Source organism: Pseudomonas sp. IT-P260 (assembly GCF_949768395.1).
GTDB lineage: Bacteria > Pseudomonadota > Gammaproteobacteria > Pseudomonadales > Pseudomonadaceae > Aquipseudomonas > Aquipseudomonas parakoreensis.
On sequence record NZ_CATKPO010000042.1, the window covers coordinates 186,589 to 208,100 of the forward strand.

The window sequence follows — 21,512 nt, forward strand, 5'->3', positions numbered from 1 at the left end:
CGATGGCCATCAGAGCAGTCCTTTTCGATATGGACGGCACCCTGCTCGACACCGCGCCGGATTTCATCGCCATCTGTCAGGCGATGCGCGCGGATCGCGGCTTGCCGCCAATGAACGACAAGCACATCCGCGACGAAATTTCCGGCGGCGCCAAAGCCATGGTCGCGGTGACGTTCTCGATGGATCCGGAATCGCCGGGCTTCGAAGAACTGCGCCAGGAGTTCCTCGAACGCTATCTGGCCGGTTGCGCGGTACACAGCAAGCTGTTCGACGGCATGGGCGAGTTGCTGGCCGACATCGAGCGGGGCAACTTGATCTGGGGCGTGGTCACCAACAAACCGGTGCGGTTTGCCGAGCCGATCATGCAGCAACTGGGACTGGCCGAGCGCTCGGCGCTGTTGATCTGCCCGGACCACGTGAAAAACAGCAAGCCGGATCCGGAGCCGCTGATACTCGCGTGCAAGATGCTTGATCTGGATCCGTCCACCGTGCTGTTTGTGGGCGATGATCTGCGCGACATCGAATCGGGGCGCGATGCGGGCACTAAAACCGCCGCCGTGACCTATGGCTATATCCACCCGGACGACAACCCGCGGCACTGGGGCGCGGATGTGGTGGTGGATCATCCACTGGAACTGCGCAAGGTCATCGACAACGCGCTGTGCAGCTGCTGAAAACGGCCTTTGTGGCGAGGGGATTCATCCCCGATGGGTTGCGAAGCAGCCCCCGCATTCTTTCAGGTCGATTCGATACGCAGGTTTCACGACTGCTTCGCAGCCGGTCGGGGATAAATCCCCTCACCACAAGGAAGCAGGTCTTCATGAATGGATTGTGAGGTTTTTATGTTTGATTACACCGCCCGTCCCGAATTGCTCAAGGACCGGGTCATTCTGGTCACCGGTGCCGGACGCGGCATCGGCGCGGCGGCTGCCAAAACCTACGCCGCCCATGGCGCTACCGTGCTGTTGCTGGGCAAGACCGAAGCCAATCTGACGCAGGTCTACGACGAAATCGAAGCAGCCGGCCATCCACAACCGGCGGTGATCCCGTTCAACCTCGAAACCGCCCTGCCCCATCAATACGATGAGCTGGCGGCGATGATCGAAACCGAGTTCGGCCATCTCGATGGCCTGCTGCACAACGCCTCGATCATTGGGCCGCGTACGCCGATCGAGCAACTGTCCGGCGAAAACTTCATGCGCGTCATGCAGGTCAACGTCAACGCCATGTTCATGCTGACCAGCACCCTGCTGCCACTGCTCAAGCTGTCGCAGGATGCCTCGGTGGTGTTCACCTCCAGCAGCGTCGGGCGCAAGGGCCGGGCCTACTGGGGCGCCTACGGTGTGTCGAAGTTTGCCACCGAAGGCCTGATGCAGACGCTGGCCGACGAAGTCGATGGCGTAGCACCCGTGCGCTCCAACAGCATCAACCCGGGCGGTACGCGTACCAGCATGCGCGCACAGGCCTATCCGGGGGAAAACCCGCTGAACAATCCGACCCCGGAAGAGATCATGCCGGTGTACCTGTACCTGATGGGCCCGGACAGTACGGGCATCAATGGCCAGGCATTCAACGCGCAATAACTGCCATACGTCGCTTTTGTTGCCGTGGCGGATTACCGTCGCGGCACACAATTGCCGCTTCCCAACATCACACTTCAGTCAAATATCCGCCACCCGCCCTCAAAGCAAAAAGCCATCCTGTTGATTCATAAAGGTTTTAATAAACCTGAACCGAATGGCACGACTTTCGCTCTAATTTTCCTCAAAGCATGCCGTGTGAAGGCACTGGGGCCAGGCCGATTTCGATAGCTGACTAATCGTCATCCGGCAGACTAAACTTACGCCAAATGTCCTACGGGACTGATGGATCAGTATGACGCGCAGCCCATAGCCGCTCTCACCCAGCCTGTAAGACAGACTTACTGCTTAGGGGCTCACGCCATATGAAATCACCTTCCCAGACCAATGCAATTGACTTTGACAGTGCCAAATTGCAACGCCTGGGCTTTGGTCAGCTGCCTCCGCTTCTGGAACGCCCGGCCAGCCTCGCGCAACTGCGCCAGCAAATGAGCCTGCAACTGCAAACCAGTCTTGAGCCGCAACGAATCCTCGGTTTGTTTTTTCGCGAAGTTCAGCGCCTGGTGCCGCTGGACGCCTTGAGTTATGTGCATTCAGGCAGCGACCTGCGCCTGGAATTCGGTGCGCGCGGTCACCATTCCGTCAGCTATAGCCTCAGCCATGAAGGCGAGCACTTGGGCGAACTGGTGTTTCGCCGCAACCAGCGCTTCAGCGAGCAGGATCAGGGCAACCTCGAATCGCTGCTGTCGTCACTGCTGTTCCCGATGCGCAACGCCCTGCTCTACCGCGCTGCCACGCAAAGTGCGTTGCGCGACCCGCTGACCGGAACCGGCAACCGGATCGCCATGGAGCAGACCCTGCAGCGCGAGATCGACATGTCACGTCGGCACCTGCAACCACTATCGGTACTGATGCTCGACATCGACCACTTCAAACGGGTCAACGACAGCCACGGTCACAGCGCCGGTGATGACGTGCTCAAAGCGATGGCGGCCTCGATCAAGAGCCAGTTGCGCAACGTCGACATGGTGTTTCGCTATGGCGGGGAAGAGTTTCTGATCCTGCTGTCGAACACCGGCCGGGAAGCGGCGCAGATGATTGGCGAGCGATTGCGCCATGCCGCGCAGGCTGAGGAGTACTTCGCCGACGGCCAATTGATCGACCTGACCGTGAGCCTTGGCTGCTCCACTCTGCTGCCGGGTGAATCAGCGGACAGTCTGCTGCGTCGGGCGGACAGTGCGCTGTATGTAGCCAAGCGCGAAGGGCGTAATCGGTTGGCGATGGCAGGCTGAATTTTTCTGACCACCCCAATACAACTGTGGGAGCGAGCCTGCTCGCGAAAGCGGTGAATCAGTCAAAACCGTGCTGACTGAAGCGCCGTCTTCGCGAGCAGGCTCGCTCCCACATTTTTGCTACACCTCAGACCTTGAATCAGCTCTCTGCCAACGCCAGACGTTCACGACCGTGGATCGCGCGCTCCGTGGTCTCCAGCTGCATGCAGCGCTCAAGGAACAGGTACATGTAGTCGTAACTCTTGCACACGGCCTGGCGCAGCTCGGTCTGCAATGCCTGGCTCGGGTTCATCCCCGCCAGCGTGCAGATGATTTCCAGCGCTTCCCATGGATGGGCGTCGTCATATTGGGCATGCATCTTCAGCCATTTCATCGCCCGCTTGCGCTCCTCTTCCGGGAACGCCGCAGCGTACACGCCAGTGGAACACACCAGCGCCGACCACTCCCCGGTCGCGCCCTCGATGGCGTAGTTGGTGGCGGCGATGGCGACGATCAGCGAATCCGCCGAACTCGTATGCCAGCACCAGTGACTCAGCGCATGCAATTCCGGCGGCACTTGCTGAGCCTGAAGATCCTCAAGGCTGACGCCGTGCGCGCGGCTCCAGTTCAGCCAGTAATCGGCATGATTGAGTTCAACACGGATGTTACGCATCAGCCAGCGGCGCGCCATGTCCTCCCCAGGATGGCGGGCAAACCTGGTCTTGGTCAGGTTCTGCGCCATATACAACGCAAACTGTTCAACGACCGGCCAGCCCCCGATCAGGTACTGGCGCATGGTCCTGGCGCTGAGCTTGTTATCGCGCATGCGCTGGTACAGTTCATGTTCGACAACCCGGCGCTTGCTCTCGCTGCAATCCGTAATGAGCTGTTGCGCCCAGGCGGGATAACTTGCAGCTTCCATGAGTGGTCCGGTTCGGTTGAATGTGTCGATCACTGTTCGGCTCCTTTTGATTTGTGATTGTAAGGATCGGCAAGAGATTTCAACGGAACGTGCCAGGCGCCTTGAATAACAACGGCTGCGGTCTGGCGGGCCGACTTTGCAAACTGTCGCAGGTAAACAACTGCGGGCGTTCGATGACGTAACCCTGAGCGTAATCCACCCCGATTTCAAGCAATGCCTGCTCGATCTGGGTTGTTTCTACAAACTCGGCAATTGTCTGCTTACCCATGACATGCCCGATGTGATTGATCACTTCGACCATTGCGCGGTTAATCGGGTCGTCCAGCATATCCTTTACGAAACTTCCGTCGATCTTCAGGAAGTCTACAGGCAAATGTTTCAGATAAGCGAATGAAGACATTCCGGCACAAAAATCATCAAGCGAGAAGTAACAACCTAAGCCTTTGAGTTCATTAATAAATCGAATTGCACTCCCAAGATTGGCAATTGCACTGGTTTCGGTAATTTCAAAACAAATCATTTCAGGAGGTATGGCGTAATTAACAAACTGTTCACGCAGAAAGTGCAAGAACGCGTCATCTCCGATAGTAATGCCTGAAAGATTAATCGCACACATTGCCAAAGGCCCTTGATGTTGTTCGGCAACACATTGGGCAATGACTTTAAAAACATTTTCTACAACCCAGCGGTCCAGTTGACTCATCAGGCCATAACGTTCGGCCGCCGGAATGAAACTGTCCGGCAGGATCATCCGCCCGGCCTCGTCATGCAGACGCAAGAGTATTTCGATGTGCCCGCCGCCATCAGCTGCGGGGCCCAGTGGCGCGATTTCCTGGGCGTAAAGGCAAAAGCGGTCTTCTTCCAGAGCCATGTGCAAGCGCTGCACCCAGGCCATTTCGCCGAAGCGCAGAGACAGTTCGGAGTCATCTGCGTGGTAAACCTGCACCCGGTTACGGCCCTTTTCCTTGGCCATGTAGCAAGCCATGTCAGCCGCGCGCAATGAGGCTTCGAGGGTGGTCGGGGTCTGGGCGATGTGCACCAGACCGATACTCACCGTGGTCAGGAACGGTCGCCCCTTCCACACGAAGTGCAGGTTCTGCACAGTCTGACGCAAGCTCTCGGCAATTTTCTCGGCAGCGTCCGGGGCGCAGTTCTCCAGCAGGATGCCGAACTCGTCGCCACCCAGCCGTGCCAGGGTGTCGCTCTCGCGCAAGCCCGATTGCAACAGCGCGCAGATGTGCCGCAGCAACTCATCGCCAGCGGCATGGCCGCAGGTGTCGTTGACCAGTTTGAACTGGTCCAGATCAAGGAACATCAGCGCATGCCGACCGGGCTGGCGCGTCAGGTTGTGCAGGGCCTGCTCCAGGCGATATTCGAATTCGCGGCGGTTGGCCAGACCGGTCAGGGCATCGTGGGTGGCCTGCCACGACAGGTTGGCGATGTATTGCCGTTCCTGAGTCATGTCATGCAGCACCAACACTGTGCCACTGACTTTCTCGGCATTGCGGATCGGTGCGCCCACCAGCGTCACGGAAACCGTGCTGCCGTCCAGACGCTGAATCAGTTTGGAATGTTCGCTGCCGCCGACCAGTTGCCCGCTGAGGATATGCTCGATCAGCGTCAGCCCTTCTGCCTGCGCGTTGTCGTCCAGCAGATTGAACAGCGCGGCCAGAGGCAGCCCCGCCGCATGCTCGGACTTCCAGTGCGTCATGGCTTCTGCCGCGGGATTCATGTAATCAATCGCACCGTTGACGTCGGTGGTGATGACCCCGTCGCCAATCGATTGCAGGGTGATGTGCGCCCGGTCCTTCTCCAGTTGCAGCGCCTGGGCAAAGGCATGGCGCTGTTTGAGCAGTTTGTGGGTGCGCAACAGTGCCAGCACGATCAACCCCAGCGCCGTGGCCAGGTTGGTGAACAGCAGCAGGCGCAGGATCATCCGCGAGCCTTCGCCCAAGGCATCGCTGAAAGCCTTGGCCGCCGGCGTTACACCGTCATTGATGGCAAAGATTTGCGCTTTCCAGTGCTGGATATCAGCCGGCGTCGCGACATTCTTGCTGATGCCCTGATGCATCTCGCGCGCGACATTGTCCAGTTGCACCAGATAGGCATCGCCGATGGTCCAGCGGTCGATCGCTGTTTCCAGATAACTGAAATGACGGAAATTGAGGTACAGCCAGATCAGGCTCGAAACGTCATCGGGATGGTTGCCACCCTTGAGAATCCCCTCCCGCGCCGCCTGCAGATCCGGCGGTTGACGATCCAGCGCCAGACGCAACTGGTGACCGCCCTGGGGCACCGCAATCGCGTCCTTGTACTTGAGGAAGATCGCCTCGTCACGGCTGTCGGCATACAGGTTCAGGTAATAGATGGCGTCCTTCTGGCCCTTGGACCAGAGACTTTCACCGGCGACATAGCCACGCACGGCCGACAGGACGTAGAGACTCACGCCCCCCAATAACGCCTGAAATAACACGACGGCAATAAATGGCCAGACGATGCCCAACAACCGTGGCGTTCCGAGTGTCCTTTTTTGCTTCATGAGGTCCTTTGCGCACGTACTGCCATCATCAAGGGAAGACCGCTAAAGCCAGACTAGGGGGCGTTCCCCCTTCCGGCAAGCCAGGAAGCTTGCAACCGACCATACATATGTACCGCACCCGAGGTGCGCGATGCTTCGACACTGACGGCTTTCAATCATCCAGAGCCGTTTTCCATGCAGTCACTTACAACCGCGCTGCAACGCCATACTGCCCAACAGAGCGAATACCGCGCAATGATCACTGCCCTGCGCGCGGTCCTCGACGCTTCGACTTCACTGGAGTCCTACTACCTGGGGCCCCAGGCACATTCACGCCTGGGCGCAGCGCAAGACCAGGCGCAAAACATTCTGCAAACGCTGATCGAAAACAGCGGCGAACCGCAATTGACCGCGTTTCTGCAGACCGCCAGAGGAGACCTGCTGCAAGTCGACGCCACGGCTGATCAATGCAGTTTCTCCCTCAACCGCCTCGATGGCAGCGTCGACCGTTATGTCATCGAGAGCGTCAGCAAAGCCTCCAGCAGCCTTCAAGCGTTTCAGCGAGCGTTGCTGAGTATAGGCGCACACCTGCGTTCCGACAGGCTGCAGCCGTTGTCACAACTGCTGCGTGAGTCCGGGTTCACATTTGCGGACGCACCGGACGCCACGGCACTGACCCGGCTGATCGGCAAAGTAGAAGAACAGCGCGCCAGTCACCGACTGAATCTGCGACATCACCCGACGCTCGCGGTGTTGATGAGCGACGAGGACAAAGCCACGATTCACGACGTGATGGGCGACTGGCTCATCGGCAAACCCCTGTCGGCCATTGACAGCCTGGCCAGCGAAGTCACGCCTCCTTTTACCGTCCAGCAACTGGAGCAGCAGCCCGCCACCTGCCTGGAGCGCCTGCTCGACACCCCCCAGGCCCATGACCTGGGCCAGCGCTTGCTGCAAAGGCTGCAATGGTACGGCGCCCGACCTGATGAACTGACCGTCCCCGACATCGGCCTGCGTTTACTGCTCGAAGCCTTGTGCCTGTGGTACGACCTGCCTGGCAACCGCAGTTCGACCGAAGTGGCCGGTTTTGCGCTCGAACAACGCGCTCACTACGGAGCCGGCTACGCCACCATTCGCCGGGACTTTTTACAGCATCTGGAGGATTCTCACCGAACCTCGACGACGATCGAGAAACACCTGCTGGGATGGGTCTGTCTGGCGCAATTCGGACCGGAATTTCAAGTGCGCGACATCCCTGACGACCTGCCTTACGCCAGCTCGGTGGTCTGGGTCAATTTCGTGCATGGCGTGCACCTCGCTCATGCCCTTGATCCACGGTCGCTGGAGTATCTGAGCTTCCAGCAACTGGTCGATCTGCCGCTGCACAAAAGTCACAACGCCAGCAGCGACCTGCAAACCCTGATCGCCATGACCCGAGTGGCTGCCGCACGTACCTGGACCGCAGCCACCGGAGCGCTGGCTGTCGCGAGCGAAGCCTGCGACGGTCACGCGCCGCTGAACGCTCTGGAAGACCACGAGAAACAACTGAACGCGGCGATCCTGCAACTGGACATCGAACCGCCACGCAGACTCGCCCTGGCGCAACAGGAACTGGACAAGGCGCTGACCAACGATCTGTACGATCACACGACGATTCGCCTCAAGCGCTATCATCATTCAGCGCGCAACCGTGCCCGACGCAGCATTATCGATACCGAGGAAGTGGCATTGCGCACTTGGCCGCTGCTGGAGGTCTATGCCTCTGGCGGGCTGAACAACGAAACGCGCTGGTACGTCAGCAGCGATGGCCGCAACGCCAGCGAATGGATCAGCCTGAATCCGGAAGGCAACCTGCACAGTGGTTTTGTCGACACCGGACATCAACCAGGCGAACGTGTTTCACGCTTCCCGAGCAAGTGCACCCTGCCCGATATCAGGACAGTGTTCGATCAGCAGTTCGACGATTATCTGAGCAAGACCCGCAAAGCCTATGAATATTTGATCAAGTCGCTGCTGGTCACTCTGCCATGGGCTGACCGCCGGGCACTGGAACACGGCGAAGTGAGGATTCACAGCCTCAGGGATAAGACGCGGCACATCGAGGCTCACCTGGAAACACCGGAAAACATCCTGCCGCTTCGGGCACGCATGGGTTTCTTTCTGCAAGTGACGTATCAGGGCTTATCACGCTTCTACGAATGCCTGCCGCGCGCCGGCATCATTCGCCAACGTACAGATCTGGATAGCACCCATATGGGCGGTGTGTTATTGCCACCACTGCCGCCCAAACGTGGACGCACCAGGGCGCAGAGCATCACTCGCATCGTCGCCCGCCGCCTGCCATTGGACCGAGAGGCACACTGGAACGGCTCGTCCCCCGCCGCCGACGCCATGTGCATCGCCATCCTCGAACCACTGGGCGAGCCCCTTCCGGTTTCGATGATCCCGGCGACCCATCAGGACGGTTCGCCGAACCTGAGTTTCACCTCGCCGCGCACTGTGCAAATCGCCTCTTTCATCGCGACGCAGTTGTTCTATGTCGACGAACAGGCGCTGCGCAGCGACGCCTGGGGGAAAACCCGCTTCGAACAAGACAACAGCAAAACGCACTGGATTCATGCCCTCAAGGGTTTTATTCCGTTCTGGGGCAGTCTCGAAGACCTGCAATCGGACAGCCCGGAGAAACGCGCACTGGGCGTACTCGGCCTGTTCCTCGATATCGTCTCGTTCGCGATTCCCCTGGGCAAGTTTGTTGCCGGCAGCATCCGCCTCGCTGCAGTGGCAGGAAAAATGACGATTCGCGTCGCACTGCCACGCATGGCGCAATTGTCGAAGAACCTGCTGGTTTCGAGCTTGAGAAACTTCAATCCGCTGGACGCTGTGCCTGCCTTGCTCAAGCTTGGCGGTCGAGGCGCAATCAGCGCAGTGCGAGCCGTGGCACATCTGGAACACCGCGCCGTCATGCGCCTGAAAAAACTGGCCGGCAGAAGCGCTGACTACGACTTGATGCACAGCCTGCCTCAGGCACTGGATGCCGGGCGCTGGAAAGCACTGAACCCTGCCGATCATCTGGCCGTGGTCAAAGGCATTGACGATGTACCGGTGCGCAACGTTGCTGTCAGCGACTCCCGGTATCACCTGCTTGATCCGCTGTCCGACCGTCCTTACGGGCCTCAGTTGCTCGCACACGAACACGACTTTTCGCTAGGGCGTTCGCACTACAGCGTTGTGAAAAAAACCGACAATCAGCTCGATATCGAGCTGGCGCCCGATACGCGCATCGAACTCATGCCCGAGGCTGGCGGACGCATCACAGTACTGATCGATGATGTGCCCTATCGACTCGACGGCGATGAACTGCGCCGGGTCGATCTGCTTGATGACAGTCAGCACTGGACGCTGCTGCCATGCCGGGTACGTCGCGCACCGGGCGCGGGCGACTGCCGCGTCAGCTACATCACTGCAGAACCGGCTCCGACGCCCGGCCCTGGCACGATCGACAAGGAAAAAGGTTACGCGCCGTGGTTTGGCGAGCGGATTTCGGAGCCCGCCGCCCTGCCCCGGCAAGAAGGAACGTTCCTGGCGGTCGATGCCAAGCTTTATCAAATCATCGATAACCGCCCGCAGCTGTTCACCGGTGACCTGCGTCGTCTGGGCTTCAATCAGGGCAGGCTGGTGCCAAGAAAGCAGATTCAAGCCACGCTGCAGTTTCGCAAAGGTATTTATGCCCGGATAAAAACCGGCGGTACCTACGACGGGATCAATGATTCACATCAGGTCGGCGCAGTGCTGCTGCCGGCCATCGACGACTCGGCCACCCATGTATTTTTCCGGGTCAACAACCATGAGTACTACCTCGCCACTTTCGCCAAAGGCGAAGTCCCGGGCAGGCAGCTGACATTCAAACGCCTGGCCCCCGCCGAACTGGCCGACGGCAGTCTCGGTGCGGAATTGCTGACCGTCTACACCGGCTCGCTGCACGCCAACAACATCGTGCGCATCCATGGCCTCGAATCGGTGCAGCGCGCGATGAAGACCATGGAGCAGATAGCGATTCCCATCGGCACCACAGCCAGTCCGGCCAACAATCTGAAATGGCTGAAAGTCGACACCAGCCCGGGCGAGGCGCTGATGTTTGATCACTCGACGCGGATGATCGTCACCCGCCTGCCCGAAGGCGCCGTCACGTGGGCGCGCAGCAAGGAAGCGCCAGAAGCCTTTCGGCAGAAAACCGCAGAGATTTTCGACACGTTGTTCCTGTCACCGACGATCAACCCGGCCAACAACAACGCAGCACTGCGTATCGACAGTGCCATGCAGAAACTGCACAACCTGTTACCCGTGCGTGAACGGCCGCTCAACGCACGTAACATCGCCTATGCCGAAGTCACCACGGCCAGCGGTAAACGGGAAGTCTACGTCAGCGTCTCCGGCGCTCAGGGCAGCACCCAGCGCCTGCCGCTGTTTCGCCACATGGGCGCCAATCATGTGCGGATCGGCAGCACCACTTACATCAATATCGACTACAACCCGGCCTTCCCGCGCACCTCGCTGGAGGTCACCGAGCAAGGGCAATTGCTGGCCGTGCCGCTGACCATCAAGGATCTGAAAACCTATCACCCGACGCAGACCAGCCGGCCGACCTCGCTGGACAGCGAAAGCAAGCTGATCAGCGTGCTGCGCGAGAAATACCCCGATCCAAAGGAGATCCGCTCGGTCGACATCGCGACAACCATGCGCCCGTGCGAATCCTGTTCGGTGGTGATGAAGCAATTTGGCCATGACGGCGAGGAGGCGGCGCTGCAAGTGCTGTGGGGCTGATTACAGACGCTGCAAGTGGCCGTAGAGCTTGGCGTAGAGGCCGCCGTCAGCGATCAGTTGCTGGTGGTCGCCATCCTCGGCCACTTGCCCGCCGTCGAACACCAGCACGCGATCGGCCTGCTTCACCGCCGACAGGCGATGGGCAATGATCAGCGTGGTGCGGCCGCTGAGGAAGCGCGCCATGGCCTGATGCAGGTTGTATTCGGTGGCGGCATCGAGGGCCGAGGTGGCTTCGTCGAGGATCACCACTTTCGGCTCGGCGAGGATCATCCGCGCAATTGCCAGACGCTGGCGCTGACCGCCGGACAGGCGCACGCCGGAACGTCCAACGATACTGTCCAGGCCATCCGGCAAGGCGCGGATGGTCGCCTCCAGTTGGGCGATTTCCAGTGCCTGCCAGCAAGCTTCGTCGCTGCGGGTGCGGCCCATGGTCAGGTTGGCGCGGACGGTGTCGTTGAACAGTGCCGGATGCTGCAGCACCACCGCGACGTTTTCGCGAATCAGTTCCAGGCCGATTTCCTGCTGGGTCGAACCGCCGAAACGAATGGTACCGGACAACGGCGTGTACAACCCGAGCAGCAACTGCACCAGCGTGCTCTTGCCGCCGCCACTGGCACCGACAATCGCGACTTTTTCACCGGGGGCAATGGACAGGTTCATCTGATCCACCACCAACTCCTCGCCATAGCCGAAGCTCAGCCCCTGCACCTCGATGCCCACGGTTTCACGGCCCTTGAACGGATCGACGCCACCCGGGTACTGCGGCTCGTCAGCCCGCGCCAGCAGTTCGTTGATCCGCGCCAACGCGCCGCCCGCCGCGTAGTAGGCGTATTGCAGATTAAGCAGTTGCTCGACCGGGCCGATCATGAACCACAGGTAACTGAACACCGCGAGCATCTGCCCGACCGACAGGTCGGAGAACAGCACCGTGAGCATCGCCGCCGCGCGGAAGATGTCGATGCCGAACTGGAACAGCAGACCACTGGCGCGGTTCGACGCATCGGTCTTCCACTGCGAATTGACCGCATAGTTACGCACTTCCTGCGCGCGCAAGCCGAGTCGCCCGAGGAAGAAGCCCTGACGGTTGCCGGCGCGCACTTCCTGGATCGCATCGAGGGTTTCGCTCAAGGCCTGAGTGAAACGCGAGGTGCTGTCGTTCTCCAGTTTCTTCAGGTGCTTGACCCGCTTGCCCAACTGCACCGTGGCGTAGATCACCAACGGGTTGAACAGCAGGATCAGCAGCGCCAGTTTCCAGTGCATCCACATCAGAATGCTCGCGGTGCCGACCAGGGTCAGCATCGCCACCAGAAACCGGCTGAGGGTTTCGCCGACGAATTTGTCGAGGGTGTCCAGATCGGTGACCAGATGTGTGGTCACAGTGCCGCTGCCGAGGCTTTCGTATTCGCCGAGGGAAATCCTTTTCAGGCGCTCGATCAGCCGCACGCGAATGCGGTAGACGATGTCTTTCGCCAGCCGGGCAAACAGCCGCGCCTGCAACACGCCAAAACACAGGGCGCTGCAACGCAAAGTCAGCGTGACCAGCAGCATCAGACCGATGTAGCCCGCCGCCTGCTGCCACATCGACGGCAACACATGGTTCATGACTTTCAGCGCGGCATCGCCATGCCCGAGCAGGACTTCGTCCACCAGCAACGGCAACAGCAACGGAATCGGCACGCTGCACAGCGTCGCCAGCACGGCCACGCCGTTGGCGATCCACAGAGACTTTTTGTGATGCAGTGCCAGGCGCCGGACTTCCGCCCAGCTCAGCCGGTCGACACGCTTTACGGCTGGCGTGTCATCGGCCCGGTCAGGCACAGGCTGCGCGCTCCAGCCAGCGACCGAGCAACGGCGACAGCTCACTGAGCGGTTGATAGCCGTTGGTCAGCAAGGCCAGTTGGCCATTGCGCTCGGCGAGCAGGGTCGGGAAACCGGCAATGCCCAGATCCTGCACCCAAGTGAAATCCGCCTGAGTCGCTTTGTGCTGGTCGGCATGATCGAACAAGGCAGCAAACTCGATGCGCGGCACGCCAGCCTTTTCAGCCAGCTCCACCAGCACACTGGCCTGGGTGACATCGCGGCCTTCAGCGTAAAACGCCTGCTGGATCAGGCCGACCAGTTTCCACGCGCAATCCGGTGCCAGGCTGCGCGCGGTAACGATCGCGCGGCAGGCCGGCTCGGTGTCGTAGACAAAACCGTCGGGCAACGCGCCGTCGAACTTGAACGGCTGACCGGTGGCCTCGGTGACCGCTTGCCAGTGCTCAAGGATGTAGCGCCGCGTGGTCGGTTCCAGCGCCGCACCGCTGCCGGTGCGCAAGCCGCCGACCACCAGGTGCAGCTCCACTCCCGCTGCCTGCGCCTGCTCGACCAATGCCTTGGCGACCGGAGCGAACCCCCAGCACCACGAACACATCGGATCCATCACATAGAGCAGGCGCGCAGTCATGATCAAGCCTCGGTGGATGCTTGTTTATAGTTGTAGCCGATCGGGTGCGGCATGTTGCGCGCCTTGGCCAGTTCGATCTGCTTCTGCCGATCGATGGCGCTGCGGCGGGTTTTCTCGCTCAACTTGTCCCAGCAATGCGGGCAGCTGATGCCGGCCACGTAATGTTCGGAGGCGCGATCTTCAACACTGACCGGAGTGCGGCAGGCATGACATTGATCGTAGTCGCCTTCGCTGAGGTCGTGACGCACGGTCACGCGGTTGTCGAAGACGAAGCAGTCGCCCTGCCACTTGGTCTCTTCCTGCGGCACTTCTTCGAGGTACTTCAGGATGCCGCCCTTGAGGTGGTAAACCTCTTCGAACCCCTCGCCCAGCATGTAGCTGGAGGCTTTCTCGCAGCGAATGCCACCGGTGCAGAACATCGCGACCTTCTTGTGCACGGCCGGGTCGAAGTGCTCTTTGATGTAGTCGGGGAATTCACGAAAACTGGTGGTTTTCGGATCGATGGCGCCTTCGAAGGTGCCGATTGCCACTTCGTAGTCGTTGCGGGTGTCGATCAGCAGCACTTCCGGGTCGCTGATCAGCGCGTTCCAGTCCTGCGGCTCGACATAGGTGCCGACCTTTTTGTTCGGGTCCACGCCTTCGACGCCGAGGGTGACGATCTCTTTCTTCAGCTTGACCTTGGTGCGGTAGAACGGCTGCTCGTCGCAGTACGACTCTTTGTGATCAATGTCGATCATGCGCGGGTCGTTCTTCAGCCAGGCGAGCAGGCCATCGATGCCTTCGCGGCTGCCGGACACGGTGCCGTTAATGCCTTCTTCGGCGATCAGCAGCGTGCCTTTGATGCCGTTGTCGACCATCGCTTTGAGCAGTGGCTCGCGCAGGTCAACGTAATCTTCGAGGGTGACGAACTTATACAGTGCCGCCACGACAATCGGTTGTGTCATGGGTATTTCTCCAGGTGGCTACCCTCGCAAAGGGTGAACCGGATTCAAAAAAAACGCGCCGGGTGAGCGGCGCGTTGCGGATTCTAGCAAAAAAGATCGCAGCCTGCGGCAGCTCCTACAGGGAACTCAATCCAATGTAGGAGCTGCCGCAGGCTGCGATCTTTTGATCTTAATGTTTGCTACCGCCGGCACAGGTCGGCGACGCCGGGGCGGCGCCCACTTCTGCCCATTCCTGCGGGGTGTAGGTGTGCAGCGCCAACGCATGGAACTCGCCCATCAGCTCGCCGAGCGTGCCGTAGACTTTCTGGTGGCGCTTGACCCGGTTCAGGCCTTCGAACTGCGCACTGACTACCACCGCCTTGAAATGGGTCTGCAACCCGCGACTGTGCATGTGGCTTTCGTCCAGCACTTGCAGATGCTCAGGCTGCAGCAGGCCCAGCGTCGATTCGATGCGTTGTTGCATGGTCATCACGAACTCCGCTTACTTCTTCTTGGCCGGCGCAGCGCCTTTCGGTGCCAGCTCGTTGGTCATGTCGTCGAGCAGCTTGTTGACGACAGGCACGGCGCTTTCCAGCTTGGCCTGAGTCATCTGGGCCGATTGCTGGGTCAGCTGCGGCATTTTCTCCAGGACTTTCTTGCCCAGTGGCGACTGGTAGAACGCAACCAAATCTTTCAGCTCCGATTCGCTGAAGTTGCTGGTGTAGAGCTTGACCATGTCAGGCTTGAGCTTGTTCCAGCCGATGGCCTGGTCCAGCGCGGCGTTGGCCTTGGCCTGGTAGGTTTCCAGTACGGCTTTTTTGGATTCCGGGGCTTTGGTCTGTTCAAAACGCTGAGCGAACATTTGCTGCACTTGCATGTACACCGGAGTGCCCAGCTTGTCAGCGTGCGCCAGGGTCAGGAAAGCTTCAGCACTGGCGTTGTGGCTGGCGGTATCGGCAAGCACCTGGCCGCTGGCGCAAACCAGTGCAACCGCGGTGCAGATGGCACGAAGACGAGTCATCGAGTTTCCTTTTCAGCTAGGCGAGGTCAAACCCCAAGGGCGACCATTCTGCGCCTAAAAAACCTCGTGGCTCAACCCCCGAGCCTTGCCGTGCTTGATTGGCCGGGTTTTACCGGTCAACAATCGGTTCGAGGGAACCACCTGGGCCTGACCGGGCCTAAACTGCGCAAACAGACCAACAGGAGTGTGCACGATGAGCCGTATCGAAACCGACAGCCTGGGCCAGATCGAAGTCCCGGACGACGCCTACTGGGGTGCTCAGACGCAACGCTCGCTGATCAACTTCGCCATTGGTCAGGAACGCATGCCGCTGCCGGTATTGCACGCGCTGGCCCTGATCAAGAAAGCCGCCGCCCGGGTCAACGACCGCAACGGCGACCTGCCCGCCGACATCGCCCGCCTGATCGAACAGGCCGCCGACGAAGTCCTCGACGGCCAACACGACGACCAGTTTCCGCTGGTGGTCTGGCAGACCGGCAGCGGTACCCAGAGCAACATGAACGTCAACGAAGTGATTGCCGGCCGCGCCAACGAACTGGCCGGCAACCCGCGCGGCGGCAAGACGCCGGTGCACCCCAACGATCACGTCAACCGCTCGCAAAGCTCCAACGATTGCTTCCCCACCGCCATGAGCATCGCCACGGCCAAAGCCGTGCAGGAGCAATTGCTGCCGGCCATCGCCGAGCTGTCCGGTGGTCTGGCCGAACTGGCGGCGCGCCACATGAAACTGGTGAAGACCGGCCGTACGCACATGATGGACGCGACGCCGATCACCTTCGGTCAGGAGTTGTCCGGGTTCATAGCGCAGCTGGATTACGCCGAGCGAGCGATCCGTGCGGCACTGCCGGCGGTGTGCGAACTGGCGCAGGGTGGCACCGCCGTCGGCACCGGCCTGAATTCGCCGCACGGTTTTGGCGAAGCGATTGCCGCCGAGCTTGCCGCTCTCTCCGGCCTGCCGTTCGTCACCGCGCCGAACAAGTTTGCCGCACTGGCCGGGCATGAGCCGCTGACCAGCCTGTCCGGTGCTCTGAAGACCCTCGCCGTGGCCCTGATGAAAATCGCCAACGACCTGCGCCTGCTCGGCTCCGGCCCTCGCGCAGGCTTTGCCGAAGTGAAACTGCCGGCCAACGAACCGGGCAGCTCGATCATGCCTGGCAAGGTCAACCCGACGCAGTGCGAAGCGCTGTCGATGCTCGCCTGCCAAGTGTTGGGCAACGATGTCATCATCGGCATCGCGGCGAGTCAGGGTCACCTGCAATTGAACGTGTACAAACCGGTGATCATCCATAACGTGTTGCAATCGATCCGCCTGCTCGCCGACGGCTGCAGCAACTTCCAGCAGCACTGCATCGCCGGGCTGGAGCCGGATGCGCAGGTCATGGCGCAGCATCTGGAACGTGGCCTGATGCTGGTGACCGCGTTGAATCCGCACATCGGCTACGACAAGTCGGCGGAAATCGCCAAGAAGGCTTACAGCGAAGGCCTGACCTTGCGTGAAGCGGCGTTGCAACTGGGCTATCTGACTGATGAAGAGTTCGATGCCTGGGTGCGGCCGGAGAACATGATCGAGGCCGGTGCCAAGGGCTAAGATTTGTAGCGCCTGACAGGCCGCCTTCGCGAGCAGGCTCGCTCCCACAGTCGACCGCATTCTCATGTTGGAAAAGCGTTCTAATGTGGGAGCGAGCCTGCTCGCGAATGGGAACAGCGCGTTCTAACTGGCTGCAATGCGCATCCGCCGCGCCTTCAGCCCGGCAATCAACGACGGCCCCAACGCCACCAGCGCCGACCCCAGCACCACCAGCACCGCGCCGCCGTAGCCCAGACCATTGATCTGCTCGGCATGCACATACGCCGGCCAGATCCACGCGGCCAGCGCCACCGCGCCAAAGGTCACCAACGGCGTGATCGCCAACGTCGCACTGACGCGCGACGCCTCCCAGTGCGCCAGCGCCTCGGCAAATGCACCGTAGGCAATCAGCGTGTTCATGCAGCAAGCCAGCAGCAGCCAGCCCTGCAACGGGCTCAATTCCAGCGCTTTGAGCGGATGCACCCACGGCGTCAGCAACAAAGCGCAGAACAGGTAAATCACCATCATCACCTGCAACGAATTCCATACCGTGAGCAATTGCTTCTGGCCCAGCGCGTAGAACGTCCAGACGGTCGAGGCCAACAGCACCAGCAACACGCCGGCGGTGTAGTCCGACAATGACGTCAGCAACTCGGCCAAGCGTTGATTGAAAAACAGCACGAAGCCGATCAGCAGCACCGCCAGCCCGATGCCCTGACCGATACTGAAGCGCTCCTTGAACACAAACAGGCTGGCGATCAGCAACATGATCGGCCCCATCTGCACCACCAGTTGCGCGGTGCCGGGGCTGAGCAGATTGAGCCCCATCAGGTACAGCACGTAGTTGCCCACCAGCCCGAGCACCGCCATCAACACCAGCCAGCCGCCCCGGGGGCCGAGGACCTTGCGGCTCGGCAGACGCTTGACCGACGCCAGATAAATAAACAGGCAACCACCGGAGACCAACAGACGAAACCAGGTCACGGTGATCGGGTCCATCACCTGCAACACCTGTTTGAGCTTGATCGGCAGGATGCCCCACAAGAACGCCGTCAGCAGCGCCAGGAACAGACCGTAAACCCAGCGACCGGATGAAATGTGCATGCGAACCCCAAAGCCTGCTGACGAGAGCGGTCATTCTAGGCCCGCGCGCAGGCGCAACACAGGGACAGTTCGGGCCAGGCCGCGAATGAAACTGTGCAGGTCGCAGCATTAAATTGACGTTTTGCCGTTGATCGGCTGACCGGGCGCGCCAAGTGCTTCAGGCATAAGCTCATTGGATCCCTTTCAGCGCATCAACCAAGGAGGCCGATCATGTACGGAATGCGCGCCCAAGACAGCGCCCCCGCCACCCACTTTCGCAGTGAGCGGATGTGCCGGGTCAATGGCGAACTGTTTTTCTGCACGCGGGAGAACACCCTTGAAGGGCCGTTCGCTTCCCCGGAGAAGGCTGAGCAGGAAATAAAAGCGTATATCGCGCGGATGCAGGTTGTGGACTCCAGCCGGTAAATCCGGTCGATCTCTTCGCGAGCAGGCTCGCTCCCACAGGTGAATGCGTTCCAATGTGGGAGCGAGCCTGCTCGCGAAAGCGGTAGATCAACCACCCCACCTTCCAGTGTTCAGCGCACCGCCTCAAACAACCCCGTCGCCCCCATCCCGCCCCCCACGCACATGGTCACGATGCCGTAACGCAAATTACGCCGTTGCAACTCACGCACCAGATGTCCGACCTGCCGCGAGCCGGTCATGCCGAACGGATGGCCGATGGAAATCGAGCCGCCGTTGACGTTGTATTTTTCGTTGTCGATCTCCAGCCGGTCGCGGGCATACAGACACTGCGAAGCAAACGCCTCGTTCAGCTCCCACAGATCGATATCCGCCACCTGCAGGCCTTTGGCCTTGAGCAGTTTCGGCACCGAGAACACCGGGCCGATGCCCATTTCGTCCGGCTCGCAACCGGCCACGGTGAAGCCGCGGAAAAACGCCTTCGGCTTGAGCCCCAGTTGCAGGGCTTTCTCCAGACTCATCACCAGCGTCATCGACGCGCCGTCGGACAGTTGCGACGAGTTGCCGGCGGTGACCGAGCCGTCTTCGGCAAATACCGGTTTCAGTCCGGCGAGACTTTCGTAAGTGGTGTCCGGGCGGTTGCAGTCGTCGCGATCGACGATGCCGTCGAGGATCTGCACCTCACCGCTGTTCTTGTCCTCGACCCGGTACTTGACCGCCATCGGCACAATTTCGTCATCGAACAGCCCGGCCGCCTGAGCCTGGGCGGTGCGCAACTGGCTTTGCAGCGCATAGCGATCCTGCGCCTGGCGGCTGACGTCATAACGCCGCGCCACGACTTCAGCGGTCTGCCCCATGGTGTAGTAGATGCCCGGCACCTGCTGTTTGAGCAGCGGATTGATCAGGTGATCGGTGTTGACGCTTTTCAGGGTCAGGCTGATCGACTCAACGCCACCGGCGACAATGATGTCGCTGCAACCGGAAGCAATCTGGTTAGCGGCAATCGCAATCGCCTGCAAACCCGAGGAGCAAAAACGGTTGAGGGTCATGCCGGCCACATGGGTGCCCAGCCGCGAGAGCACCGCCACGTTGCGACCAATGTTGTAACCCTGCGCGCCCTCGTTGGAGCCAGCGCCGACAATGCAGTCCTCGACGCTGGCCGGGTCGATGTCGTTGCGCGACAGCAGCGCGTTGACGCAATGGGCCGCCATGTCGTCGGGGCGGGTCTGGTTGAACTTGCCGCGAAAGGACTTGGCCAGGCCGGTCCGCACGCTGTCGACGATCACCACTTCACGCATGGCATACCTCAATTGTTGTTGTCGGAGGAGAGTCAACCGAGAATAAGTCCACCCCGCCGCCGACCGCGACAATCATTCACCCCGCGTATGCGTGGCCATCGGCTCAGTCCTTGTGTTTTTTCGCGCGCTTGTCGGACTTCTCGAACGCCTCTTCGAGGGCACGGTTGATCGTACGCAGCACCTTGACCCGCGCCCAGCGCTTGTCATTGGCCTCGACCAGCGTCCACGGCGAAATCTCGGTGCTGGTGCGGTCGACCATGTCGCCCACGGCGGCGCGGTAGGCGTCCCACTTGTCGCGGTTGCGCCAGTCGTCCTCGGTGATCTTGAAGCGCTTGAACGGGATCTGCTCGCGGGCCTGGAAACGTTCCATCTGCGTGTCCTTGTCGATCGCCAGCCAGAACTTGACGACGATGACCCCGGCGTCGGCGATCTGCTCTTCGAAGTCATTGATCTCGCTGTAGGCGCGCAACCAGTCGGCCGGGCTGCAAAAGCCCTCGACCCGCTCCACCAGCACCCGGCCATACCACGAGCGATCAAACACGGTGAACTTGCCCCGCGCCGGCAAATGTCGCCAGAAGCGCCACAGATACGGCTGCGCGCGCTCTTCTTCGGTCGGCGCGGCAATCGGCACGATGCTGTACTGACGCGGATCGAGCGCCGCCGCCACCCGGCGAATCGCCCCGCCCTTGCCCGCCGCATCATTGCCTTCGAACACCGCCACCAACGCATGGCGACGCATGCGCTTGTCACGCATCAACCCGGACAGCCGCGCCTGCTCGGTGATCAGTTGTTCTTCGTAATCTTTCTTTTCCAGCTGCTGGTTCAGGTCGAGGCTGTCGAGCAGGTTGAGTTCGTCGACGGCAGTGCCCAACGGGGCGGCGTTGACCTCTTCGGTATGCACTTCAGGACGCTTGAGCGCATTCTGCAAGCCCTCCAGCAGGATCTTGCCCACCGCGAGGCTGCGGTAGTTGGCGTCCATGCCTTCGATGATGTGCCAAGGCGCGTAGTCGCGGCTGGTGCGGCGCAACACGCGCTCGCCGTATTTGACGAACTTGTCGTAGGTCTGCGATTGCTGCCAGTCCAGCGGGCTGATGCGCCAACTGTGCAGCGGGTCGTCGGCCAGCGCCTTGAGCCGCGCTTTCATCTGTTTCTTGGACAGGTGAAACCAGAACTTGAAGATCAGCGCGCCTTCATCGCAGAGCATCTTTTCCAGACGCTCGGCGGCGTTGATCGCCTGATCCAGCCGCGGATCCTTGAACAGCCCGTGAACCCGGCCCTGAAGCATCTGGCTGTACCAGTTGCCGAAGAACACGCCCATCCGTCCTTTGGCCGGGAGCATCCGCCAGTAACGCCACGCCGGTGGCCGCGCCAGTTCTTCATCGGTCTGCTGATCGAAGGTGCGCACCTCGATCAGACGCGGGTCCATCCATTCGTTGAGCAACTTGACGGTCTCGCCCTTGCCGGCGCCCTCGATGCCGTTGATCAGAATGATCACCGGGAAACGCTTCTGCTGCTGCAACTCGAACTGCGCTTCCAGCAGTGCTTCACGCAAGGCAGGCACAGCCGCGTCGTAAGTCTCTTTGTCGATGGCATGGCCGATTTCGGCGGATTCAAACATGGGGACGGCTCCTTCCAGGAT

Annotated in this window: 16 protein-coding genes; 6 read left to right on the forward strand and 10 right to left on the reverse strand. The window is 60.5% G+C overall.

What is annotated here, in order from left to right:
• Nucleotides 1-2: 2 nt before the first annotated feature.
• The 3 genes from mupP to ACM6HV_RS23745 all read left to right on the forward strand — a co-directional run bounded on the left by mupP (nt 3) and on the right by ACM6HV_RS23745 (nt 2,872).
• Nucleotides 3-674, forward strand: coding sequence for an N-acetylmuramic acid 6-phosphate phosphatase MupP (gene mupP / locus ACM6HV_RS23735; protein WP_047295560.1), 672 nt, complete (start codon nt 3-5; stop codon nt 672-674).
• Nucleotides 675-842: 168 nt separating this feature from the next.
• Nucleotides 843-1,583, forward strand: coding sequence for a YciK family oxidoreductase (locus tag ACM6HV_RS23740; RefSeq protein WP_003226924.1), 741 nt, complete (start codon nt 843-845; stop codon nt 1,581-1,583).
• Nucleotides 1,584-1,945: 362 nt separating this feature from the next.
• On the forward strand, nt 1,946-2,872 hold the full coding sequence (locus tag ACM6HV_RS23745) for a GGDEF domain-containing protein (RefSeq protein WP_414905429.1): 927 nt from the start codon (nt 1,946-1,948) through the stop codon (nt 2,870-2,872).
• 139 nt (nt 2,873-3,011) lie between these two features.
• Here ACM6HV_RS23745 and ACM6HV_RS23750 read toward each other — a convergent pair whose 3' ends face one another.
• Nucleotides 3,012-3,773: a TenA family transcriptional regulator gene (locus ACM6HV_RS23750; RefSeq protein ID WP_217436895.1), complete on the reverse strand. Its 762-nt coding sequence runs from the start codon at nt 3,771-3,773 to the stop codon at nt 3,012-3,014.
• A 79-nt stretch (nt 3,774-3,852) separates the two neighbouring features.
• Complete coding sequence (locus ACM6HV_RS23755; RefSeq protein WP_414905430.1) at nt 3,853-6,312, reverse strand: EAL domain-containing protein; 2,460 nt, start codon at nt 6,310-6,312, stop codon at nt 3,853-3,855.
• A gap of 174 nt (nt 6,313-6,486) precedes the next feature.
• On the opposite strand from ACM6HV_RS23755, the gene ACM6HV_RS23760 reads away from it, so the two are divergent.
• On the forward strand, nt 6,487-11,112 hold the full coding sequence (locus ACM6HV_RS23760; RefSeq protein ID WP_414905431.1) for a deaminase domain-containing protein: 4,626 nt from the start codon (nt 6,487-6,489) through the stop codon (nt 11,110-11,112).
• Here ACM6HV_RS23760 and ACM6HV_RS23765 read toward each other — a convergent pair whose 3' ends face one another.
• The 5 genes from ACM6HV_RS23765 to ACM6HV_RS23785 all read right to left on the reverse strand — a co-directional run bounded on the left by ACM6HV_RS23765 (nt 11,113) and on the right by ACM6HV_RS23785 (nt 15,502).
• Complete coding sequence (locus ACM6HV_RS23765) at nt 11,113-12,930, reverse strand: ABC transporter ATP-binding protein (RefSeq protein WP_414905432.1); 1,818 nt, start codon at nt 12,928-12,930, stop codon at nt 11,113-11,115.
• Nucleotides 12,923-13,525 carry a DsbA family protein gene (locus tag ACM6HV_RS23770; RefSeq protein ID WP_186448459.1) on the reverse strand — a complete coding sequence of 201 codons (603 nt, stop codon included), beginning with the start codon at nt 13,523-13,525 and terminating at the stop codon, nt 12,923-12,925. Before ACM6HV_RS23770 ends, ACM6HV_RS23765 begins: the two co-directional genes overlap by 8 nt.
• 35 nt (nt 13,526-13,560) lie before the next feature.
• Nucleotides 13,561-14,502 carry a rhodanese-related sulfurtransferase gene (locus tag ACM6HV_RS23775; RefSeq protein ID WP_414905433.1) on the reverse strand — a complete coding sequence of 314 codons (942 nt, stop codon included), beginning with the start codon at nt 14,500-14,502 and terminating at the stop codon, nt 13,561-13,563.
• 169 nt (nt 14,503-14,671) lie between these two features.
• The gene (locus tag ACM6HV_RS23780) at nt 14,672-14,971 is read right to left on the reverse strand and encodes a BolA family protein (RefSeq protein ID WP_003226935.1); all 300 of its coding nucleotides are present in this window, start codon (nt 14,969-14,971) and stop codon (nt 14,672-14,674) included.
• Nucleotides 14,972-14,983: 12 nt separating this feature from the next.
• A complete protein-coding gene (locus tag ACM6HV_RS23785) occupies nt 14,984-15,502 on the reverse strand; it encodes a DUF2059 domain-containing protein (RefSeq protein ID WP_003226938.1) in 519 nt (172 codons plus the stop codon).
• Between the two features lie 193 nt (nt 15,503-15,695).
• Here ACM6HV_RS23785 and ACM6HV_RS23790 point away from each other — a divergent pair, with 193 nt between their 5' ends.
• On the forward strand, nt 15,696-17,090 hold the full coding sequence (locus ACM6HV_RS23790) for a class II fumarate hydratase (protein WP_414905434.1): 1,395 nt from the start codon (nt 15,696-15,698) through the stop codon (nt 17,088-17,090).
• 123 nt (nt 17,091-17,213) lie between these two features.
• Here ACM6HV_RS23790 and ACM6HV_RS23795 read toward each other — a convergent pair whose 3' ends face one another.
• The gene (locus ACM6HV_RS23795) at nt 17,214-18,173 is read right to left on the reverse strand and encodes a DMT family transporter (protein ID WP_414905435.1); all 960 of its coding nucleotides are present in this window, start codon (nt 18,171-18,173) and stop codon (nt 17,214-17,216) included.
• A 210-nt stretch (nt 18,174-18,383) separates the two neighbouring features.
• Here ACM6HV_RS23795 and ACM6HV_RS23800 point away from each other — a divergent pair, with 210 nt between their 5' ends.
• Complete coding sequence (locus ACM6HV_RS23800) at nt 18,384-18,578, forward strand: DUF6316 family protein (protein ID WP_414905436.1); 195 nt, start codon at nt 18,384-18,386, stop codon at nt 18,576-18,578.
• A 110-nt stretch (nt 18,579-18,688) separates the two neighbouring features.
• Here the strand turns inward: ACM6HV_RS23800 and ACM6HV_RS23805 are convergent, their stop codons facing one another.
• The gene (locus tag ACM6HV_RS23805; protein WP_414905437.1) at nt 18,689-19,873 is read right to left on the reverse strand and encodes a thiolase family protein; all 1,185 of its coding nucleotides are present in this window, start codon (nt 19,871-19,873) and stop codon (nt 18,689-18,691) included.
• Between the two features lie 103 nt (nt 19,874-19,976).
• A complete protein-coding gene (gene pap, locus ACM6HV_RS23810) occupies nt 19,977-21,491 on the reverse strand; it encodes a polyphosphate:AMP phosphotransferase (RefSeq protein WP_041069320.1) in 1,515 nt (504 codons plus the stop codon).
• Nucleotides 21,492-21,512: the final 21 nt, after the last annotated feature.

Coding starts and splice junctions, on each gene's coding strand:
- ACM6HV_RS23770 (WP_186448459.1), bottom strand. CDS start 13,525: ATGTGTTCGTGGTGCTGGGGGTTCGCTCCGGTCGCCAAGGCATTGGTC.
- ACM6HV_RS23750 (WP_217436895.1), bottom strand. CDS start 3,773: ATGGAAGCTGCAAGTTATCCCGCCTGGGCGCAACAGCTCATTACGGAT.
- ACM6HV_RS23760 (WP_414905431.1), top strand. CDS start 6,487: ATGCAGTCACTTACAACCGCGCTGCAACGCCATACTGCCCAACAGAGC.
- ACM6HV_RS23805 (WP_414905437.1), bottom strand. CDS start 19,873: ATGCGTGAAGTGGTGATCGTCGACAGCGTGCGGACCGGCCTGGCCAAG.
- ACM6HV_RS23740 (WP_003226924.1), top strand. CDS start 843: ATGTTTGATTACACCGCCCGTCCCGAATTGCTCAAGGACCGGGTCATT.
- ACM6HV_RS23800 (WP_414905436.1), top strand. CDS start 18,384: ATGTACGGAATGCGCGCCCAAGACAGCGCCCCCGCCACCCACTTTCGC.
- mupP (WP_047295560.1), top strand. CDS start 3: ATGGCCATCAGAGCAGTCCTTTTCGATATGGACGGCACCCTGCTCGAC.
- ACM6HV_RS23775 (WP_414905433.1), bottom strand. CDS start 14,502: ATGACACAACCGATTGTCGTGGCGGCACTGTATAAGTTCGTCACCCTC.
- ACM6HV_RS23745 (WP_414905429.1), top strand. CDS start 1,946: ATGAAATCACCTTCCCAGACCAATGCAATTGACTTTGACAGTGCCAAA.
- ACM6HV_RS23780 (WP_003226935.1), bottom strand. CDS start 14,971: ATGACCATGCAACAACGCATCGAATCGACGCTGGGCCTGCTGCAGCCT.
- ACM6HV_RS23755 (WP_414905430.1), bottom strand. CDS start 6,312: ATGAAGCAAAAAAGGACACTCGGAACGCCACGGTTGTTGGGCATCGTC.
- pap (WP_041069320.1), bottom strand. CDS start 21,491: ATGTTTGAATCCGCCGAAATCGGCCATGCCATCGACAAAGAGACTTAC.
- ACM6HV_RS23790 (WP_414905434.1), top strand. CDS start 15,696: ATGAGCCGTATCGAAACCGACAGCCTGGGCCAGATCGAAGTCCCGGAC.
- ACM6HV_RS23795 (WP_414905435.1), bottom strand. CDS start 18,173: ATGCACATTTCATCCGGTCGCTGGGTTTACGGTCTGTTCCTGGCGCTG.
- ACM6HV_RS23785 (WP_003226938.1), bottom strand. CDS start 15,502: ATGACTCGTCTTCGTGCCATCTGCACCGCGGTTGCACTGGTTTGCGCC.